Below are 17,942 nucleotides of genomic sequence, written 5' to 3' on the forward strand. Positions count from 1 at the left end.
TTGAAAGCTCAACACACGTCATGACGGCTGGGGAAGATTTTTCGCCACCCTTGCAGGAGCATTCCGGGCTTCCCCGGGGACCGCTGAGCGAGCGCATGCCTGGTCAAGCCGTCATCGAGGAACTCCTTGCCTCACACCAGCTCGACCCTCCCCGCGGCCGGCTGGGACGGTTGTTCGGCGTTCGCCCGCTCGGCGTGGGAACCACTCCCTGGTACTGGGGCGCCCTCGGCGAGCTGGAGGTCGGTCGGATCCTCGGGTCGCTCGGTCCGGAATGGACCGTGCTGCACGCGGTGCCTGTCGGCAACAGGTTGTCCGACATTGACCATGTCGTGATCGGGCCCTCAGGTATCTTCACGCTCAACACCAAACGGCACGCGGGCCAGTCCGTCTGGACGGCGAAGGGAACCTTCCTCGTGGCCGGCAAACGACAACCGTACATCCGCAACTCCGTCTACGAGGCGGATCGCGCCGCGAAGTTGCTCTCAGCTGCGGTAGGCCGCGATCTGCGGGCCAGCGCCGGCATCGTGATCGTGGGCGCGAAGAGTGTGACGGTGAAGGAAAAACACCAGACGGTTGCGGTCCTGACACCGCGGCAGCTCGTGCGCTGGCTGACGCGTCGTCCTCCGGTTCTCACGCTGCAGCAGGTTGCCATTATTTCCGCAGCCGCCGTGCGGCCCGAAACCTGGAAGCGGAACCCACCGGTACTTCAGCTACCAGGCCTCGTGGCTAGTGAGTTCGAGGCACTCCATCAAGTCATCGACCAGGCGCGACGACGCCGGATCGGCTGGATGTTCGCTATGTTCGCGGCGCTCCTGGGACTGCTTTCCGGGGTGCTCCCGACCCTCTCGGCGGGCATCCTCCTGTTCCTGTCGTCGTAGGTTCCCGACCACCGATTCACCGATCCAGACCCGAAGGACTAACTTCGCTTGCTGTACTTCCCATCCAAAAACACTGCGGCGCACGTGCCCGCCCTGGTTGACGTGACCCGGCTGCGCCAACTGCTGGACAACGATATCTGGGCGTTCAGCAATTGCCGCGTCGATGCTGTCGGATCGCCGGTCGCCGAGGTCGACTGGCTCTTCTACAACGCGGTGAAAGGGACCTTCATCCTGTGCGAATGGAAAAGGTACCCCTCCCCCGTCGCTCAGGTGGCCGACACGGGCGCACCATGGACCCTGAAGAACGGGGCCAGTGTTCCCAATCCCGTCGAGCAGGTGGCCCGGCAGCTCGAGGCGGTCCGCCGCGTCCTCCGGGGATCGATTCGCGATACGTTCTTTCCCGACGTCGACCTGCTGGCACTGAACCCCTTCCAGTGCGTCTACTGCCCGCAGATCGGCGCGACCACACTCCACGAGCGCCTTCGGTTCGGCAAGGTGTTCGGAACCCTCGACGACCTCGCGCTGACGGTTTCCAACCGATGGAGTCCGGCGCCGCTCCTTGTGCCCGACGACGGCCGGCTCCCCCTCGCGGAGATGCTCGCGGAGTTGTTCCGCTGCACGGTGTCCCAGGGCATGAGGAAGAAGCTCGGAGTAGTCGCGCCGTCGACGGAAGTGAGCGCGGACCAGCGAATGAGGGACATCCACCTCGAGATCGCGGCGCTTCACACAGAGTTGGCCGGTCTGCTGCACGCGCCGTCCCGTAGGCAACAGCTCCCAGTCCCACCGATCCTTGCCGAACCGGTGGAAAAGCGTGCTCCTGACGAAGCGAGAAAGCCTAGCGCTGTGGGCGCTGGCGTGCCGAGCACACCAATGACGCAGAAGATGCAGGTCACGGCGGCCAAGGTCACCACCCACCAACGGATGAAGCAGCATGTGGAAAGGTTTCTGCCCGGCCCTGATCCGAAGCAGGTAACCAAGGTGCGAGCACTCAAGTCGGCATGGCTGGCGGCGTTGACCGATGCCGAGCTGCATCAGGGCGAGGGCGTGAACGCCGCACTGTTCGGCTCATTGGTGCGGCCCCATTTCGGCGGTGGCACCTCCTTCAAGAAGCTCCTCGGCACAAGCATGCCCGCCTGGTGCCTTGCCCAGGCCCACGAGGCGGGATTGAAAGCCAGCATGCACCCGCGAATTCCCGGACAGATCAGGCTGGCGACGCCTCCGCGGGAGAGCTGACATCGAAGAGCCTCGTGCCCCTGATTCAGTCCAGAGGCGGGAGGACGCCCCGCTGGGACCGGTACTCGAGCAGCGAGAAACCTGCCTTCACCAGCGAGACATCGGCTACCGATCCCGGAACGCCGCGTGCATCATGCCTTTGAAGTGGGGGAAGCCGGTCGTAACATTGTCGATCAACCCTTGAGTGTGATCTGGCTTACTGCTAGCCTCGTCTCCACTATATGAGGAATAACCCACGATGTGGTTCGGGAGATTAGCAATGACGCATCCTGTACAAGCAGAGCCATCACCGTACGCGGTTGACCTGAGCGGCTGCACCAAGGAGTTCGCCACACCCGGCGGGGGATCCTACTTCGCGGTTCGCGACATCGACCTGAAGGTCGAACCCGGTCGCTTCGTGTCGATCGTCGGGCCGACCGGCTCGGGAAAGTCCACCATCCTCAACATGGCAGCGGGGCTCCTCTCCCCCACCTCGGGCACCGTGAAGAGCTTCGGCACACCGATCGACGGCGTCAACCGGCGTGCTTCCTACATGTTCCAGCAGGACGCACTGCTTCCGTGGAAGTCCGTGATCGACAACGTGAGCCTCGGCCTGACGATGGCCGGGGTGTCGAAAGCGGACGCTTACTCCGAATCCCGCCGCTGGCTCGAGAAGGTCGGCATGAAGAACTTCGCGGACCGTTACCCGCATCAGCTGAGTGGAGGCATGCGGAAGCGCACCGCCGTCGCGCAGGCCTGGATCGTCAACCCGGACATCCTGCTCATGGATGAACCCTTCTCCGCCCTCGACGTCCAGACCCGGCAGATCATGGAGAACGAACTCCTGCAGTTGTGGGGCGAATCCGGGAAGGCGGTCGTGTTCATCACCCACGACCTGGATGAGGCCATTGCGCTCTCGGACGAGGTGATCATCCTCGGAGCAGGGCCCGGCAGCACCGTCGTCGGCAGTTATGAGATCACCATTCCGCGACCCCGCGACCTCCTGGACATCCGCGATGACCCGATGTTCGTGGACCTGCACCGCGAGATCTGGGGCCGGCTGAAGGTCGAGGTCTCCAGAACCTATGCATCGGCCCAGGACGAAGAAAGCGACGTCGCATGACTTTGGCACCAGCCCAGCAGAACGCCGACCCTGCCGCACAACGTCGGGCCACCAAGAAGCGGACCGAAGCGTCGAACCTCTCCATCCGGATGGGGCAACTCGCGATGACAGTGGCCGTGCTCGGATCCTGGGAACTGCTGGCCCGCGTAGGCATTATCGACGAGTTCTTCTTCCCCCTGCCGTCCGACATCCTCCTCACCGTGTGGGAATGGGTGTCGACGGGCTATGTGTTCCCGCACCTCTGGATCACCATGCAGGAGGCCATCCTCGCCTTCTTCACCGGCGCCGCGGTCGGCCTCATCCTCGGGTTCCTGCTCGCGCGCGTCCGAATTCTGGAGCGCCTGTTCGATCCGTTCCTGAAGATCTTCAACGCTCTTCCGCGCGTGGTGCTCGCTCCCATCTTCCTGCTGTGGTTCGGCCTCGGAATCTGGTCGAAGGTCGCTTTCGGGTTCACGCTCGTGTTCTTCATCGTCTTCTTCAACACGCTCGAAGGGGTCAAGAGCGTCGACCGCGTCCTCGTGGACAACGCGAAGATGCTCGGAGCGACCGAAAGGCAACTTCTGCGCCACGTATTCATTCCGAGCGCACTGACCTGGATCTTCTCGAGCCTGCACATCAGCGTGGGCTTCGCGATCACGGGTGCCGTCGTGGGTGAGTACCTCGGCGCGTCCGCCGGCGTCGGGTACGCCATCGCCCAGGCCCAGGGAGTCTTCGACACCGAGGGCGTCTTCGCGGGCATGTTCATCCTCATGATCGTGGTGCTGATCATCGACATCCTCGTCAACCGGGTGGAACGGCACCTCCTTCGGTGGCGCCCCAATCAGTCCGGCTAGATCCACCCGTCGCATCCCGCTCCTCCACCATTTCCACCTGAAAGGGAATTCCATGAACATCATCGACAGCCGGCGACGCCGCCGCACCAGAGGGGTGCAGGCTTCTGCACTGCTTGCCGGGTTGGCCCTGGCCATTACTTCCTGCGGCGCTCCCGAGGCGGCCCCGCCGGGCCAGGAGGGCAGCGGGGGCGGCGGCGGTGGCGAAGGTGAGACTGTCACCATCGGCGTCGGCGGCCAGACCCTCCTGACCTACCTCCCCACCACGCTGGCCAACGAGCTCGGCTACTACGAGGAGGAAGGTCTGGACGTCGACCTCCAGGACCTGCAGGGCGGGTCCAAGGCGCTGACGGCGATGATCGGCGGCAGCACCGACGTCACCAGCGGGTACTACGAGCACACTATCCAGATGCAGGCGAAGAACCAGCCCGTCAAGGCCTTCGTCAACATGAACCTGTCCTCCGGTCTCGCCCTCGTGGTCTCCGAGAAGAACAAGGACACCATCAAGACCGTCGCCGACCTCGAGGGCAAGAACGTGGGCGTCACCTCACCGGGATCCTCCACCGACATGTTCGTCAAGTACCTGCTGTCGCAGAACGGCATGGAGATCGACGCCGCCGCCGTCTCGGCCATCGGGGCCGGTTCGTCCGCCGTCGCCGCCGTCGAGCAGGGCCAGGTCGATGCCGCCGTCATGCTCGAGCCGGACATCACCGTGCTGGGCAAGCGCCTCGGGACGGAACCCACCATCATCGAGGATGTCCGCACGCTGGAAGGGCTGAAGGAGGTCTTCGACGCCGAAGCGTGGCCGTCGTCGAGCCTCTATGCCACTGCCGACTGGCTCGAACAGAATCCGGAAACGGCCGAGAAGCTGGCCACCGCGATCACGAGGACGCTCGACTACATCGCCGAGCACTCCGGCGAGGAAATCGCTGCGGAAATGCCCGAGACCTTCGCGGGCGGGGACCCTGCCCAGTACGCGGCCGTGATCGAGGAACTGAAGAAGACGCTCAGCACGGACGGTGCCTTCACGGAAGTCGGCGCCGAGGCCGTGCTGAAGACGCAGCGGATCGCCAACCCTGAGGTCGGCGAGGCTGACATCGATCTCGCGGAGACGTACACCAACGAGTTCGTCGACTAGGATCCTGCCCCATCGCACTGCGGCCAGTCTTTCCCCGGGACTGGCCGCAGTGCCGTGAACACCAGCAAAACAGCGGAAGAGGCACAGCACAGTGGCCAACCTGACCCATAAACTCCTGGCCGAGCATCTGGCCTCCGGCCGGCTCACCCCGGGCAGCGACATCACCGTCCGCGTGGACCAGGTGCTCATCGAGGATGCCACCGGCACCATGGCGGCGATGCAGTTCGAGATGCTCGGTGTGGAGTCGATCGCCGTGCCGCTCGCTGTGATGTACGTGGACCACAACGTCCTGCAGATCGATGACAAGAACATGCAGGACCACCACTACCTGCGGACCTTCTCGGCCCGCTACGGACTTCGCTACTCCCCCGCGGGCCACGGCATTTCCCATTACATCCATCTTGAACACTTCGCCCGCCCGGGTGGCGTACTCGTCGGCGCGGACTCCCATACCTCCACCGCGGGCGCGCTCGGCATGTTCGCACTGGGGGCCGGTGGGTTGGAGGTAGCCGTGGCCATGGCCGGCTACGGCTTCGACTTCGTCTGCCCGGCCGTCGTCGGGGTCGAGCTCACCGGACGGCTCGGCGGCGTTGCCGAGGCCAAGGACGTGGTGCTGGAGCTGCTGCGCCGCCACGGCGTCCGCGGCGGCCGGGGCAAGGTCTTCGAGTTCTTCGGTGAAGGGGTGGCCTCGCTCGCCATTTCCGCCCGGGCCACCATCTGCAACATGATCGTCGAGACCGGGGCATCGACGGCCGTCTTCCCGTCCGATGAGCAGACCCTTCGCTGGCTGCAGGCTCAGGACCGTGAGGCGGACTACCGCCCGCTTGCCGCCGACAGCGGGGCCGAATACGACGACATCGAGCACCTCGACCTGTCGACCCTGGTACCACTGGTGGCGCTCCCGCACTCGCCCGGCAACGTGCAGCCGGTTGCCGACCTGCCGCGCACCGAGGTGGTGCAGGTGTGCGTGGGGTCCTCCGTCAACAGTTCCTATGAGGATCTGGCCACCGTCGCCGCCATCCTCAAGGGTCACTCGGTGCATCCGGCGGTCCAGCTGACCGTCACGCCGGGGTCGCGGCAGATCCTGCAGACCATCATTGCGTCCGGTGTGTACGAGGACCTGATGCAGGCCGGCGCGCGGATGCTCGAGCCGGTGTGCGGGCCCTGTGTCGGGATCGGCCAGGCCCCCACACAGGGCGCTCCTTCACTGAGGACGTTCAACCGCAATTTCCCGGGCCGCAGCGGAACGGCAGAGGACAGCGTGTACCTGTGCTCGCCGTCGACCGCCGCTGCCAGCGCCCTCGAGGGGGCGATCGTCGATGCCTCCGGCGTTTCTGTCGGACCGCTGCGGCCCGCCGCGCCGCCCCATCCCGGCATCCACGACCTGCACATCGCCGGCGTCCTGCCCGAGGAGAAGCGCCGGGGCATCGAGATCGAACGCGGGCCCAACCTGGTTCCGCCGCCGCTGCCTGACCCGTTGCCTGTCGGACTTGATGCCCGCGTCCTGATCGTCACGGGGGACGACATCTCCACCGGTGACATGGCGCCCGACGGCGCCATCGCCATGTCGGTCTGGTCCAACATCGCTGTCTGTGCAAAGTTCATGTTCCGACGGCTGGATCCGGAGTTCCACGCCCGTGCCACCGAGTGGGGCGGCGGCATTATCGTCGGCGGCGAGAACTACGGGCAGGGCTCCTCCCGCGAACACGCCGCGCTGATCCCCCTCTACCTCGGCATCCGTGTCGTCGCCGCGCGCAGCTACGCCCGGATCCACCGCCGAAACCTCATCGCCGCCGGTATTGTCCCCCTGGTGCTACCGCGCGAGGCTGACTGCTTCGTCGGTCAACGATGGGTGATCCCGGGGCTGCGATCGGCACTGGCTGACGGAGATACCTCAGTGACGGCCGACGTCGACGGCGGGGCTCAGCTGACGCTCGGCCTGGACTTTTCGCCGGGCGAGCGGGAGATCCTCGGTGCCGGCGGTCTTTTGGCGCACGTCCGCACAGGCGGCCGCCCGCTCCTTGGGCACGACGACTTTTCGAATGGTGAGGTCTCCGCCCCGCAGTCTCGACCGGAGCCGTGAAGCCGGCATCGGCCGGAGAGAATCGGCGGTCCAGAACCCGTCCGGGGCAGCGCGCCACCGCGATGGCGGCACTGACCACCGTGGTCGCGGTACTCCCGGTCTTCCTGGTCGGCGGACTTGCCGTGCAGCTCGAAGCGGACCTTGGCATGACGGCGTCGGCCCTCGGTGCGGCGGTGGCCGCGTTCTGGGCGGTTTCCGCACTCCTGTCCGCACCGGCGGGTTATGTTGCGAGCGGGTTGGGAATGCGCAGGGGGATGCCGCTTGCCGTCGGCCTCGGGCTGACGTCGCTCCTCGGAATCGCTGTGCTCACTCCGCACTGGCCGTGGCTGATCCTCTGGCTCAGTATCGCCGGTGCGGCGAACGCGCTGATCCATCCGCTCTCGAACGGCCTGATCGTGGACCAGGTGGGAATCCGGAACCGTGCCTTCGCTTTCGGGCTCAAGCAGGCAGCCATTCCGGCGGCCACCCTGACCGCCGGACTGTCCGTGCCGATCTTCGCCCTCACGGTCGGCTGGCAGTGGACGTTCGCTGCGGCGGCGCTTTTCGCGGCGCTCTTCGTCCCCGTCCTGCTCCGTCTGCTGCCCCGCCGCACGCCGAAGAGTGCGACGCCAACCGTCAAGCCGTCCCGGGCCGCTCTCCCCCGCAGGCTCCGGCCCTTCCTGCTGGCCACCGCGGTGGCCGGTGGGCTTGGATCAGCACAGGCGAATGTCGTCGGAGCTTTCACCGTGGTCTCCGCCGTCGAGGCCGGGTTCGATCCGGCCGTGGCCGGCCTGCTGCTCGGTGCGGCGAGCGTTGCGGGAATCCTTGCGCGGCCGCTCGTGGGTATCGCCGCAGATCGCGGCATCGGCGGCTCGATGGCGACCGTGGCCCTCATGATGGCGGCCGGTTGCGGAGGCCTCATCGGCATGGCAACCGGCCACCCGGTGGCCTATGCCGGAGGGTGCGTGGTGGCCTTCGGCTTCGGTTGGGGATGGAACGGACTGGTGCACTACGTGGTGTCGAAGACCGCGCACCCGTTCACTGCGCAGGCCACCGGGATCACGCAGAGTGGAACCTACATCGGCGGCACGCTGGGCCCGCTGCTGTTCGGCATTATCTTCTCCCGCTTCAACCCGGCGGTCGGCTGGGGTCTGGCTGCAGTCCTGGCGGCGTCGGGTGCCGGGGCGGCGCTGATCGCCTTCCGAATGGAGAAGGCACTGCATGCGGACGACGGCGTATCGCCCTTCGGGGAAGCATCTCCCGCCGCGGTGCCGGACGGGTCTTGAGCCTGTCAACCTGGAGCGCGTCTGCGGGCTCCAGCTAGATCGAGAGCTGGTGAAGGGCAGCGACAAGCTCCGGAATGCTTCCGAGCGGGATTTCTCCGAGTGGCACATTCGGCCGCTTCGACCAACCTGATTCGCGCAGGACCAGCGATGTGCGTTCGAACTCGGGAATTCTGGTCAAAGTTTCAAGGAAAACGTTCATCCGCCCCAGCCCGGCCTCCACGCCGTGCAACGCTGTCGGCACCTTGGTGAGACTCACCTCGAGGGAGGTCGACCGTCCGCCGTAGTGGTAAAGATAAATAGATCCAGCGACCGTTCCATTCACGAAAATGCGAAGACCACCCGCCGGAATCCCCTTGGTCCGCACCGGTGATCCAACGAACGGGATATTCGCCTTTGATGCTTCGGCGATGAGGAGGTCGAATCTACTCAGGTTGGTTGCATCGTTGATGCTGATCCAGTCACGGCACTGTTCAAGGGTCCAGCTTTCACGGGCCCTGGTGTTCGCTGCGACTTTCGCCTCTGCGAGCTCTTGCCCGTAAATCCGCGGCATCAGGATTTCGACATCATTGCTGAAAAGTCTGGTGTACTCGACAGCAATGACTGAGGTTTCGGGCCCCGACATTGCGTTCAGGTACTCGACCATCCGCTTCAGGTCCGCGTTGATCTCGTCGACTGCGAGCACTATCTTGAACCGGCCTGATTGCAGATTCTCGGCAATGACGTCCTGAATCCCTAAGGCACCGGGAAAACTGTCCTTCAGCGCCATGCCCGTCCGCGTCTGCCATTGGCGATCGAAGATGTCGATCTCCATGTGCCACAGGGCCGATGCGTAATCGAACATCTGGCCCACGATCTCCCTGCGTATCTGACGGTTCGACGCGAGCTTGCACTCCACCAGGGTCACGTCACCTTCGGGACCCACGACGACGAGATCCGCAGGACCAGCACCTGATTGGAATTCGCGGCAGGCGATTGCGCCATCGGTGACACTCGGGATGAGTTGGGGGTGCTCAGCGAGAATCTGCTGTAGATCGGCCTCCCGTCCGTAACCCTTTTCGGAGGGCTCGAACCATTTTCCGCCGGGCGATCGAACAAGGAATCCGGTCACAGCAAATCACCACCACTCGTGGCTGCACTCGGCGTTCTGGCATGCCCACTGCGGAACGCCGTACTCGACCCGCCCGGTCCTCGGGTACACCCGCTGCTCCGAAGTGATGTAGCATCCGGCGAAGATCGTTTGAGGTGACTTTTCTTGCGCATCGGAGGTCATCATGCCATAGGCAATCGGCCACGAATTGCTCCCGCAAATGGGGCAGTCGCGGAGTCGCTGGCGCGTCGTCCCTCGCTCTTTGGTGCTCATTCGCCCACCCTATGCCGTCGCTCCGACAACGGACAGGAAACCTCCGCTGAGCGTTTTTTGTCACTTCGCTCGCCGCCAACCCATTGTCGGCACGCGAGCCTCACGTGGAAGGAGTGGAACGGCAGGCCCGGTGAAGGCGCCCCGACGACGTCCGTCGATTGAATCCTTGCGGCGCCGGTGCTGCGACATAGCGGGGGCCGCCTTCCGAGCGAGCCCCGCCGAACATGTCCGTCCTCCTTGCTACATTCGAACCAGCGCCCGGGATCCGCCCAGCGCCAACGTTGCTCCTGGGGGCACGATGTTCCTGCTCGACCCGCTCACGCCCGGAACGCCGAAGGACCTGATCTTCTCCGCGACGGATCTGGTCGCTGCCAGCGAGTGCGAATACCGCACCCTGCGGATCCTCGATGAGAAGCTGGGCCGCTTCCCCAAGGCCACGTTCAACGACGACGAGATGCAGCTGCGTGCGGGCGCGCTCGGCGACATCCATGAGAACAAGGTCCTCGGGGATCTGATCACGCAGTACGGGCCGTGGGATGCGGACCGGGCGACCGGCGTCTACCAGGTGGACCGCGGAACCCTGGACCGCGAAGGTCTGGCCACCAAGCACGAGGAGACCGCCCGGGCCCTCGCCGCGGGCGCCGACGTCGTCTTCCAGGCGACGTTCTTCGATGGTGAGTTCCTCGGTTACGCGGATTTCCTCGTCAAGCAATCGCCCGGCGAGGAAGCAGCCGGGCGGTACGCCGTCTGGGACACCAAACTGGCCCGGCACGCCAAGGTAGGAGCCCTGCTGCAGCTGGCCGCCTACGGCGACCAACTCGTGCAACTTGGATTCGATCCCGCTCCCCACGTCACCCTCGTCCTGGGTAACCTCGAGCGCAGCGTCCATTCCCTGACCGACCTCCTGCCGGTCTACCGCGAGCGACGAGACCGGTTCCGCGCACTGACCGCCGAACACCGCGCCGAGGATGCACCGGTCCAGTGGCAACAGGCGGGGATCACTTCCTGCGGCCGTTGTGACTACTGCGCCGGACAGGTGGTGGACCATCGTGACCTGTTGATGGTCGCGGGAATGACCGGTGCGCAGCGGAAGAAGTTGCTGAAGGATGGCATCACCACGATCGATGCACTCGCCCAGCTGCCCGACGGCAGAGCCAAAGGCCCCCTCGTACGGTTGAGGGACCAGGCCCGGATGCAGACGGACTCCGGGGAAACGGACGGCTCCCGCACGTTCCTCAAGAACGACATCGAGCACACCCTCAGCTACAAGGTGCTCGCTGATCACACGCTGGCGACCATTCCCGGTTCAAGCCCCGGAGACATCTTCTTCGACTTCGAAGGGGACCCTCTCTGGCAGGACCCGGCCACCCGAACCTGGGGGCTCGAATACCTTTTCGGAGTGATCGAAGCACCGGAGCAGGGGTCAGTGCCCGCCTTCCGGCCGTTCTGGGCCCACTCCCGCGCTGCCGAGCGGCAGGTCTTCCTCGAATTCCTGGAGTACGTCGAGAAGCGCCGGGCCGCCCACCCCGACATGCACGTCTATCACTACGCGCCCTACGAGAAGACAGCGCTCCGAAACCTCTCGCTCCGCCACGCCGCCGGTGAGGACATCGTCGACCATTGGCTCCGCACCGGACTCCTCGTGGACCTCTACGCCACGGTGCGGCACTCCCTCCGCGTTTCCGCAGCGTCCTATTCCCTCAAGGAGCTGGAGCCCCTCTACATGGGGGATCATCCCCGCTCCGGGGACGTCACCGACGCCGGCGCCTCCGTCGTCGCCTACGCCAAGTACTGCGCGGCACGGGACGACGGTGACTCCGCAGAGGCCGCGTCCATCCTCGCTTCCATCGCCGACTACAACGAGTACGACTGTCTCTCCACGCTGCGTCTGCGCGACTGGCTCCTGCAGCTGGGCAGCGCCAAGGGAACGACGGCGTCGGGAACCGAGCGCCGACCGCCCGATGAGGGTGGGGATGACGGTCCGGAGGCGAAGGCACCGGATGAACCAACCCCGGAAGAAGTCCGTCTCCGGGAGTTCCTCGCCCAACTCCCCGCGGATCGAGCGCTGACTCCGGAGGAACAGGCGATCGCGATGGTGGCCGCCGCCACCGGCTATCACCGCCGTGAGCGGAAGCAGTTCTGGTGGGAGCACTTCGACCGGCTCGGTTCGGACGGAGACAGCTGGGCCGAGAAACGGGACGTCTTCCTCGTCGAATCCGGAACGGTGGTGAAGGAATGGGCCAAAGCTACGCCCACGGGAAAGTTGGAGTCCCGGGTCGTGACGTTGCGCGGCACCATGGGTGAAGGCTCCGACTTCCGCCCGGGCTCCAGATGGTTCCGCATGTTCAGCGCTCCTGTGCCCGAAGGGATGGAGGATCTGGCCGGTGATCCCCTGTCACGCGGTGGCTGCTTCGAAACGGTCGTCGAGTTGGTCGAAGCCGACCCGGAACTGCCCGGCAGGACCCTGATCACGATCACGGAGAAGTCCACGGGAAGAATCCCGCCCTACGCCCAGTTGCCCTTCGCCCTGACGCCGGACAAGCCGCTCCGCACCGTGAGCATCGAAGCGGCCCTTGCTGAACTCGCGAGCACCGTCGGCGCGAGCGTGCCGTCCCTGCCCTCCCATCCCGGCCTCGACATCCTCTGCAAGTCCAGCCCGCGGTTGGCAACCCTGGACGCGCTCCCCGCCGTCGTGCACGACGACGCCGGTCAGCCCGACTACATCTCGGCCATCACCGAGGCCGTCCTGAATCTCGACCGCTCCTACCTCGCGATCCAGGGGCCACCCGGAACGGGGAAGACCTATGTCGGCTCGCACGTCATCGCCCGGCTCGTCGCCAGAGGGTGGAAGGTCGGGGTGGTGGGGCAGTCACATGCCGTCGTCGAGAATCTCCTCCGAACCGCCATCGCATCAGGTGTTGATCCGCAGTGCGTCGCCAAGAAACTGGCGACGCCGCACGACGTTCCATGGGTTCATACCTCGGACACCGGCATCGGCACCCTGCTCGCGGGCGACGACGGATGCCTCATCGGCGGCACCGCGTGGGTGCTGACCGGCAAGCACGTCCCGCCGGACTCGCTAGATCTCCTGGTGATCGACGAAGCCGGCCAGTACTCGCTCGCCCACACGCTCGCCGTCTCCCGGGCCGCGAAACGCCTCCTGCTGCTGGGCGACCCCCAGCAGTTGCCGCAGGTGACCCAGGGCTCGCACCCCGAGCCGGTGGACGAATCGGCGCTGGGCTGGTTATCTGCCGGCCATGCCACCCTCCCTGCGGAACTGGGTTACTTTCTGGCCGACTCCTGGCGCATGCATCCGGAACTCTGCGATGTCGTGTCCCGCCTGAGCTACGACGGCAAGCTCGAATCCGCGCCCGTAGCTGCTGACCGGCAACTGGCCGGAGTGCCGGCGGGAGTCGACGTCGTCCTCGTCGATCACACCGGGAACGCGGTTGCGTCCGAGGAGGAAGCCGCGGAGGTCGTCGAGCAGGCGCAGAAACACCTTGGATTGACCTGGCACCCCGGCGGAGGCAAGCCCGCCCGTCCCCTCGTCCAGACCGACCTCTTGGTGGTCGCTGCCTACAACGCCCAGGTGCAGAAAATCCGCAACGCGCTCGAGGAGGCTGACCTTTCTGACGTCCGGGTCGGGACGGTGGACAAGTTCCAGGGACAGGAGGCGCCGGTGGTGCTCGTCTCCATGGCCTGCTCGGCGGTGTCGGAAGCGCCACGCGGCATGGACTTTCTTCTGAACCGCAACCGCATCAACGTCGCCATCTCGCGCGGTCAGTGGCGCGCCGTCGTCATTCGTTCGCGGGAACTGACCAACTACATGCCGACCCGCCCCTCGAGCCTGGAGGAGCTGGGCGCGTTCATCGGGCTGGGTACCGTCCAGGCCTGAATCGCCCGTAAACCACCTCACTCCGCAGGAACGCGGCGCCAGCATCGAAGGGGAATCATATGTACTGCATCCCGGAGGAACCGGACTTTGGAGACGGTCACGCGGCGGAACGCGCCGTTTGGGAAAAGCTCCGCGCATGCCTGCCCGACGACGTCATACTGGCCCATTCGGTGCAGGTCCGGAATGGCAGCGCTGAGCACGAGATCGACCTGCTCGTTCTCTGGCCAGGTGTCGGTCTCGCCGCCATTGAAGTGAAGGGCGGGCAGGTGGGGATCGAGCGTGGGCAGTGGTACCAGTCCGATCGGAGCGGCCGGCACAACATCCAGAGTCCGGTTGCCCAGTCGCAGGGTTCGCTGCACGCGTTCAAGTCCTGGATCGGGAACCAGATCGGCACAGCCCTGACCAGTCGCTTCGCCTACCTGGTCTGCCTGCCGTACACAACGGTGCCGGCCGACTGGACGCTCTCCGGCTGTCCGCGTTCCCTCATCCTCGATTCGGGTGATTTGCAGTCGCCCGCCGAGAAGATCCGTTCCGCCATCGAGACCGAGGGCGGCGGTGCATCCTCACTGGCGCCGGCGTATCTGCACCGCATCACCGCCCGGCTCGAGGGCCACCTCGAACCCGCGACGAATCCCGACCTGAACCCGCGCGAGCTCGAAGATGCGCAGAATCACCTGACGGAACGCCAGAAGGTGCTGCTGACCTCGACCCGCGCACTCCCCCGCATCCGGTTCACCGGCGGAGCGGGCAGCGGAAAGACCTGGCTGGCCGTGGAGAAGGCGCGCCAACTGACCAGGCAGGGCCTGCGCGTCGGGCTCTTCTGCTACAACAAGGGCCTCGGCCAGCACCTGCAGAATCAGGTGGGCACCTGGCGTTCCGCCAAACCCGCCTTCACCGGTGAATTCCATGAGTACGTCCGTTCCCTCGGGGTTCCCGACGGCAGCGGACAGACCTACTTCGACGAGGAAATGCCGCGGCTGCTCCAGCAGAAGGCGGCCGGTCTGGAATACGGGCAGAAGTTCGACGCCGTGATCGTGGACGAAGCACAGGACTTCGCCCCGCTGTGGTGGGAGGCGCTGCTCGCCTGCCTGAAGGATCCCTCCGCCGGACAGGTGTATGCCTTCATGGACGACCGGCAGGACGTGTATCGCCGCTGGGGTGGAGCAACCGCTGACCTCGTTCACGGTCCCACGGCTGACCTGGTGCCCATCCATATCGACGACAACCTCCGCAACACCCGTCGAATTGCCGACACCTTCAAGGTCTTCGCCGGTGAACACTTCACGCCGCGCGGTGGAACAGGGCTGCCGGTTCGCCGCGTCGAATGCGCCACCGAGGACGCAGCCGATGTCGCCGGCGACTGCATGGACGCCCTGATCGTGGAGGGGTGGGAGAGCAACCAGATCGCGTTGCTCACTACCCGGCACCGGCATCCGGTGCACCAGGACTACTTCGATCGGGATGCCACCCAGGAATACTGGCGCGACTTCCATGCCAACGAAGCCGAGTTCTACGGTCATGTGCTGGGCTTCAAGGGCCTTGAACGGTCCGTGGTCGTCCTCTGCGTCGACGGGTTCAAGGAGCAGGACCGCGCTGCCGAGCAGCTGTACGTCGGGCTGTCACGCGCACGCTGTCTGCTCGTCGTCGTCGGGGACTCGGCGCTCCTGAGCGATGCGGGCGGCCCGGAGTTCGCGCAGGCTTTCGCGGGAGCCGAACACTGGGAGCCGTCGACTCCGTCCTTACCCTGATTGGCGCCGTCGTGCACTGTCCCTTACCATCGGTTGCGCGCCTAACCGATGGTAAGGGACAGGTTGTTGGCCGCTTATCCTATGGCCACCTCAGCGGGTGAATCCCAAGATTCCTCCCAGCTAGCAGGAGTACCGTTGATACCAGCGCTGGGCAGGATTCCTCCGGAAGGCAAGAACCATGAACAAGAAGTGGCTGCGATGGCTTCCCGCCGGCATTGTTCCGGCGGTCATCCTCACCGCGACGATCGCCGGTCCCACCACCGCGGGCGCCAGCCCGCAGCTTCCGGACAAGACCGCCCAGGAACTGCTGGAACTGGTCGCCGAGAGCTCCGACAGTGCCTATTCCGGCACCCTTGAGCAGTCCTCCGAACTCGGCCTTCCCGAGCTCCAGGGAATGACGTCCCCGCACAGCGGTGGCGGCACCGATGGCACTTCGGCCGCCCTGGAACTGCTCACCGGTTCACATACCGCCCAGGTCCACATCGACGGCACGGACAAGGCCCGCCTCCAGGTGATGGATCAGCTGGCGCAGCGTGACGTCATCGTGAACGACGACGAGGTCTGGCTCTACGACTCGCGGGCCAAGGAAGCGACGCACGCCGTCCTTCCCGAGCATGAGGAATCGCCTGCGCACTCGATCCCCAGCTCAGCACACACCCCCGCAGCCCTCGCCGAGAAGTTCCTCGCCATCATCGACTCCTCCACGGAGGTCACGGTGGGAGACAATGCGCGCGTCGCCGGCCGGGACGCCTACGAGCTGGTCCTAACTCCCAGAGCCGAGGACACCCTCGTCGGAGCCGTGTCGCTGACCGTAGATGCCGAGACCGGTTTGCCCCTCGGCTTCACTATCGCTGCGGAAGGCCAGGAGGTCCCGGCTTTCTCGGTCGAGTTCTCCAGCATCGACTTCAATGAGCCGGCGGACAGCCTGTTCGAGTTCACTCCCCCGCCCGAAGCCACGGTGACCGAAGTGCCCATCGAGGAACACGACGACACATTCGCCGCGCCGCAACACGGTGACGCACCGATGCACAGTGACGCCGGGTACGCGGATCGCAAGCCGATCGTTCTCGGTGAGGGCTGGAGCACGATCGTCGTTCTCCCCGCAGGATCTGCGTCAGGCCTGTTGGACGGAGACATGGATGCGGGCGACGACGCCGGTTCGGTGGACAGCTCACGCGGTGGAGACTCAGCCGAAGCCCAGGCCCTCCTCGAACAGGCGCTGACGCAGGTCGACGGCGGCCGCGTCCTGGAGACAGCCCTGGTGTCCGTGCTGATCACCGACGACGGACGCGTCCTCGCAGGTGCCGTCAGCGCCGACCAGCTGATCGCAGCCGCGCAGCAGTGACCGAGCCGATAGCGACCCAGGCTCGAATCACCCGATCGACGGCGCATGTGGGCCGCCGTCGTCCGCAGTCCGCCAGGTGAGCTTTGCTGCCGGCGAACTCGCGATCGAGACCCGCGGGCTTACCAAGACGTTCGGCCGCCAGCGTGCGGTCGACGACGTCGGCCTGAGGGTCCCGAGTGGCTCGGTCTTCGGCTTTCTAGGGCCGAACGGTTCGGGCAAGACGACGACCATCCGCATGCTGCTCGGGCTCGCCTCGGCATCGAGCGGCGAGATCCAACTGCTCGGCGGTGCGATGCCGACGTCCTCCCGCGACGTCCTCCCCCGCGTCGGCGCCCTCGTCGAAGGGCCCGCCATCTACCCCTTCCTGTCTGGACGCGCGAACCTGCAGCGGTTCGACTCCGCCGACCGCCACACCTCCCCCGCCACCCGCAACCGGCGCGTGGACGCCGCCCTCGACCGCGTGGGACTCAGCCACGCAGCCCGCAAACCCGCCCACGCCTACTCACTCGGCATGAAGCAGCGCCTCGGCATCGCCAACGCACTCCTCACCCCGCGCGACTTGCTCATCCTCGACGAACCGAGCAACGGCCTCGACCCGCAGGGAACGCGCGAGGTGCGCAGCCTGATCCGCTCGCTGGCCGACGGCGGCACCACCGTCTTCGTTTCCAGCCACCTCCTCGCCGAGGTGGAGCAGATGTGCACCGAGATCGCGGTCATGAGCGCCGGACGCCTCGTGGCCCAGGGCACGCTCGACGAGCTGCGTGCCCAGGGCACCGCCCGCGTGCGCGTCCTCACCCCTGATCCCGGCGCCGCCCGCCGCGTCCTTACCGGGCTGGGGCTCACGCCCGAGGACGGCGGACAGGACGACGTCGTCACCGCCGACCTCACCCGTCCCGACCTTCAGGCGGAAACGGTCAACGCGGCGCTCGTCCACGCCGAAGTCCGCGTCCGTGGATTTTCGATCAGCGGTGCCTCCCTTGAGGAACGCTTCGTGGCCCTGACCGGAGAGGGGTTCGACGTTGCCGGCTGAATCGGTGCACCACGCGCCGGCCGAGGCGCCGGCCG

12 protein-coding genes are annotated in these 17,942 nt (G+C 65.8%); 11 read left to right on the forward strand and 1 reads right to left on the reverse strand.

The window, feature by feature from the left end; translation table 11 throughout:
- Positions 1–95: 95 nt before the first annotated feature.
- From IWX65_RS04810 to IWX65_RS04840, 7 genes are all read left to right on the forward strand, one after another.
- A complete protein-coding gene (locus tag IWX65_RS04810) occupies positions 96–878 on the forward strand; it encodes a nuclease-related domain-containing protein (protein WP_196881284.1) in 783 nt (260 codons plus the stop codon).
- Between the two features lie 84 nt (positions 879–962).
- A complete protein-coding gene (locus IWX65_RS04815; protein ID WP_196881285.1) occupies positions 963–2,111 on the forward strand; it encodes a hypothetical protein in 1,149 nt (382 codons plus the stop codon).
- A 259-nt stretch (positions 2,112–2,370) separates the two neighbouring features.
- A complete protein-coding gene (locus IWX65_RS04820) occupies positions 2,371–3,213 on the forward strand; it encodes an ABC transporter ATP-binding protein (RefSeq protein ID WP_196881286.1) in 843 nt (280 codons plus the stop codon).
- Complete coding sequence (locus tag IWX65_RS04825) at positions 3,210–4,046, forward strand: ABC transporter permease (RefSeq protein ID WP_196881287.1); 837 nt, start codon at positions 3,210–3,212, stop codon at positions 4,044–4,046. Before IWX65_RS04820 ends, IWX65_RS04825 begins: the two co-directional genes overlap by 4 nt.
- Before the next feature lie 52 nt (positions 4,047–4,098).
- The gene (locus IWX65_RS04830; protein ID WP_196881288.1) at positions 4,099–5,181 is read left to right on the forward strand and encodes an ABC transporter substrate-binding protein; all 1,083 of its coding nucleotides are present in this window, start codon (positions 4,099–4,101) and stop codon (positions 5,179–5,181) included.
- A gap of 91 nt (positions 5,182–5,272) precedes the next feature.
- Positions 5,273–7,264 carry an aconitate hydratase gene (locus tag IWX65_RS04835; RefSeq protein WP_196881289.1) on the forward strand — a complete coding sequence of 664 codons (1,992 nt, stop codon included), beginning with the start codon at positions 5,273–5,275 and terminating at the stop codon, positions 7,262–7,264.
- Entirely contained in the window at positions 7,261–8,529 is a 1,269-nt protein-coding gene (locus IWX65_RS04840) for an MFS transporter (RefSeq protein WP_196881290.1), read from the forward strand. Before IWX65_RS04835 ends, IWX65_RS04840 begins: the two co-directional genes overlap by 4 nt.
- A 34-nt stretch (positions 8,530–8,563) precedes the next feature.
- On the opposite strand, the gene IWX65_RS04845 is transcribed toward IWX65_RS04840, so the two are convergent.
- On the reverse strand, positions 8,564–9,637 hold the full coding sequence (locus tag IWX65_RS04845; RefSeq protein ID WP_196881291.1) for a hypothetical protein: 1,074 nt from the start codon (positions 9,635–9,637) through the stop codon (positions 8,564–8,566).
- Positions 9,638–10,187: 550 nt separating this feature from the next.
- Between IWX65_RS04845 and IWX65_RS04850 the strand changes: the two genes are divergently transcribed.
- From IWX65_RS04850 to IWX65_RS04865, 4 genes are all read left to right on the forward strand, one after another.
- Positions 10,188–13,784, forward strand: a complete 3,597-nt coding sequence (locus tag IWX65_RS04850; RefSeq protein WP_196881292.1) for a TM0106 family RecB-like putative nuclease — start codon at positions 10,188–10,190, stop codon at positions 13,782–13,784.
- A 59-nt stretch (positions 13,785–13,843) separates the two neighbouring features.
- The gene (locus IWX65_RS04855) at positions 13,844–15,532 is read left to right on the forward strand and encodes a nuclease-related domain-containing DEAD/DEAH box helicase (RefSeq protein ID WP_196881293.1); all 1,689 of its coding nucleotides are present in this window, start codon (positions 13,844–13,846) and stop codon (positions 15,530–15,532) included.
- A 178-nt stretch (positions 15,533–15,710) separates the two neighbouring features.
- Positions 15,711–16,877 (forward strand): LolA family protein, encoded by a 1,167-nt coding sequence (locus IWX65_RS04860; RefSeq protein ID WP_196881294.1) that lies wholly within the window; start codon positions 15,711–15,713, stop codon positions 16,875–16,877.
- Between the two features lie 76 nt (positions 16,878–16,953).
- Positions 16,954–17,907: an ABC transporter ATP-binding protein gene (locus IWX65_RS04865; protein WP_196881295.1), complete on the forward strand. Its 954-nt coding sequence runs from the start codon at positions 16,954–16,956 to the stop codon at positions 17,905–17,907.
- Positions 17,908–17,942 lie beyond the last annotated feature (35 nt).

This window comes from Arthrobacter sp. CAN_A214, from assembly GCF_015751955.1.
GTDB lineage: Bacteria > Actinomycetota > Actinomycetes > Actinomycetales > Micrococcaceae > Arthrobacter_D.

Excerpts from the sequence above, each read along its gene's own strand:
- IWX65_RS04810 (WP_196881284.1), top strand. The coding sequence starts at position 96 with ATGCCTGGTCAAGCCGTCATCGAGGAACTCCTTGCCTCACACCAGCTC.
- IWX65_RS04820 (WP_196881286.1), top strand. The coding sequence starts at position 2,371 with ATGACGCATCCTGTACAAGCAGAGCCATCACCGTACGCGGTTGACCTG.
- IWX65_RS04825 (WP_196881287.1), top strand. The coding sequence starts at position 3,210 with ATGACTTTGGCACCAGCCCAGCAGAACGCCGACCCTGCCGCACAACGT.
- IWX65_RS04830 (WP_196881288.1), top strand. The coding sequence starts at position 4,099 with ATGAACATCATCGACAGCCGGCGACGCCGCCGCACCAGAGGGGTGCAG.
- IWX65_RS04850 (WP_196881292.1), top strand. The coding sequence starts at position 10,188 with ATGTTCCTGCTCGACCCGCTCACGCCCGGAACGCCGAAGGACCTGATC.
- IWX65_RS04855 (WP_196881293.1), top strand. The coding sequence starts at position 13,844 with ATGTACTGCATCCCGGAGGAACCGGACTTTGGAGACGGTCACGCGGCG.
- IWX65_RS04860 (WP_196881294.1), top strand. The coding sequence starts at position 15,711 with ATGAACAAGAAGTGGCTGCGATGGCTTCCCGCCGGCATTGTTCCGGCG.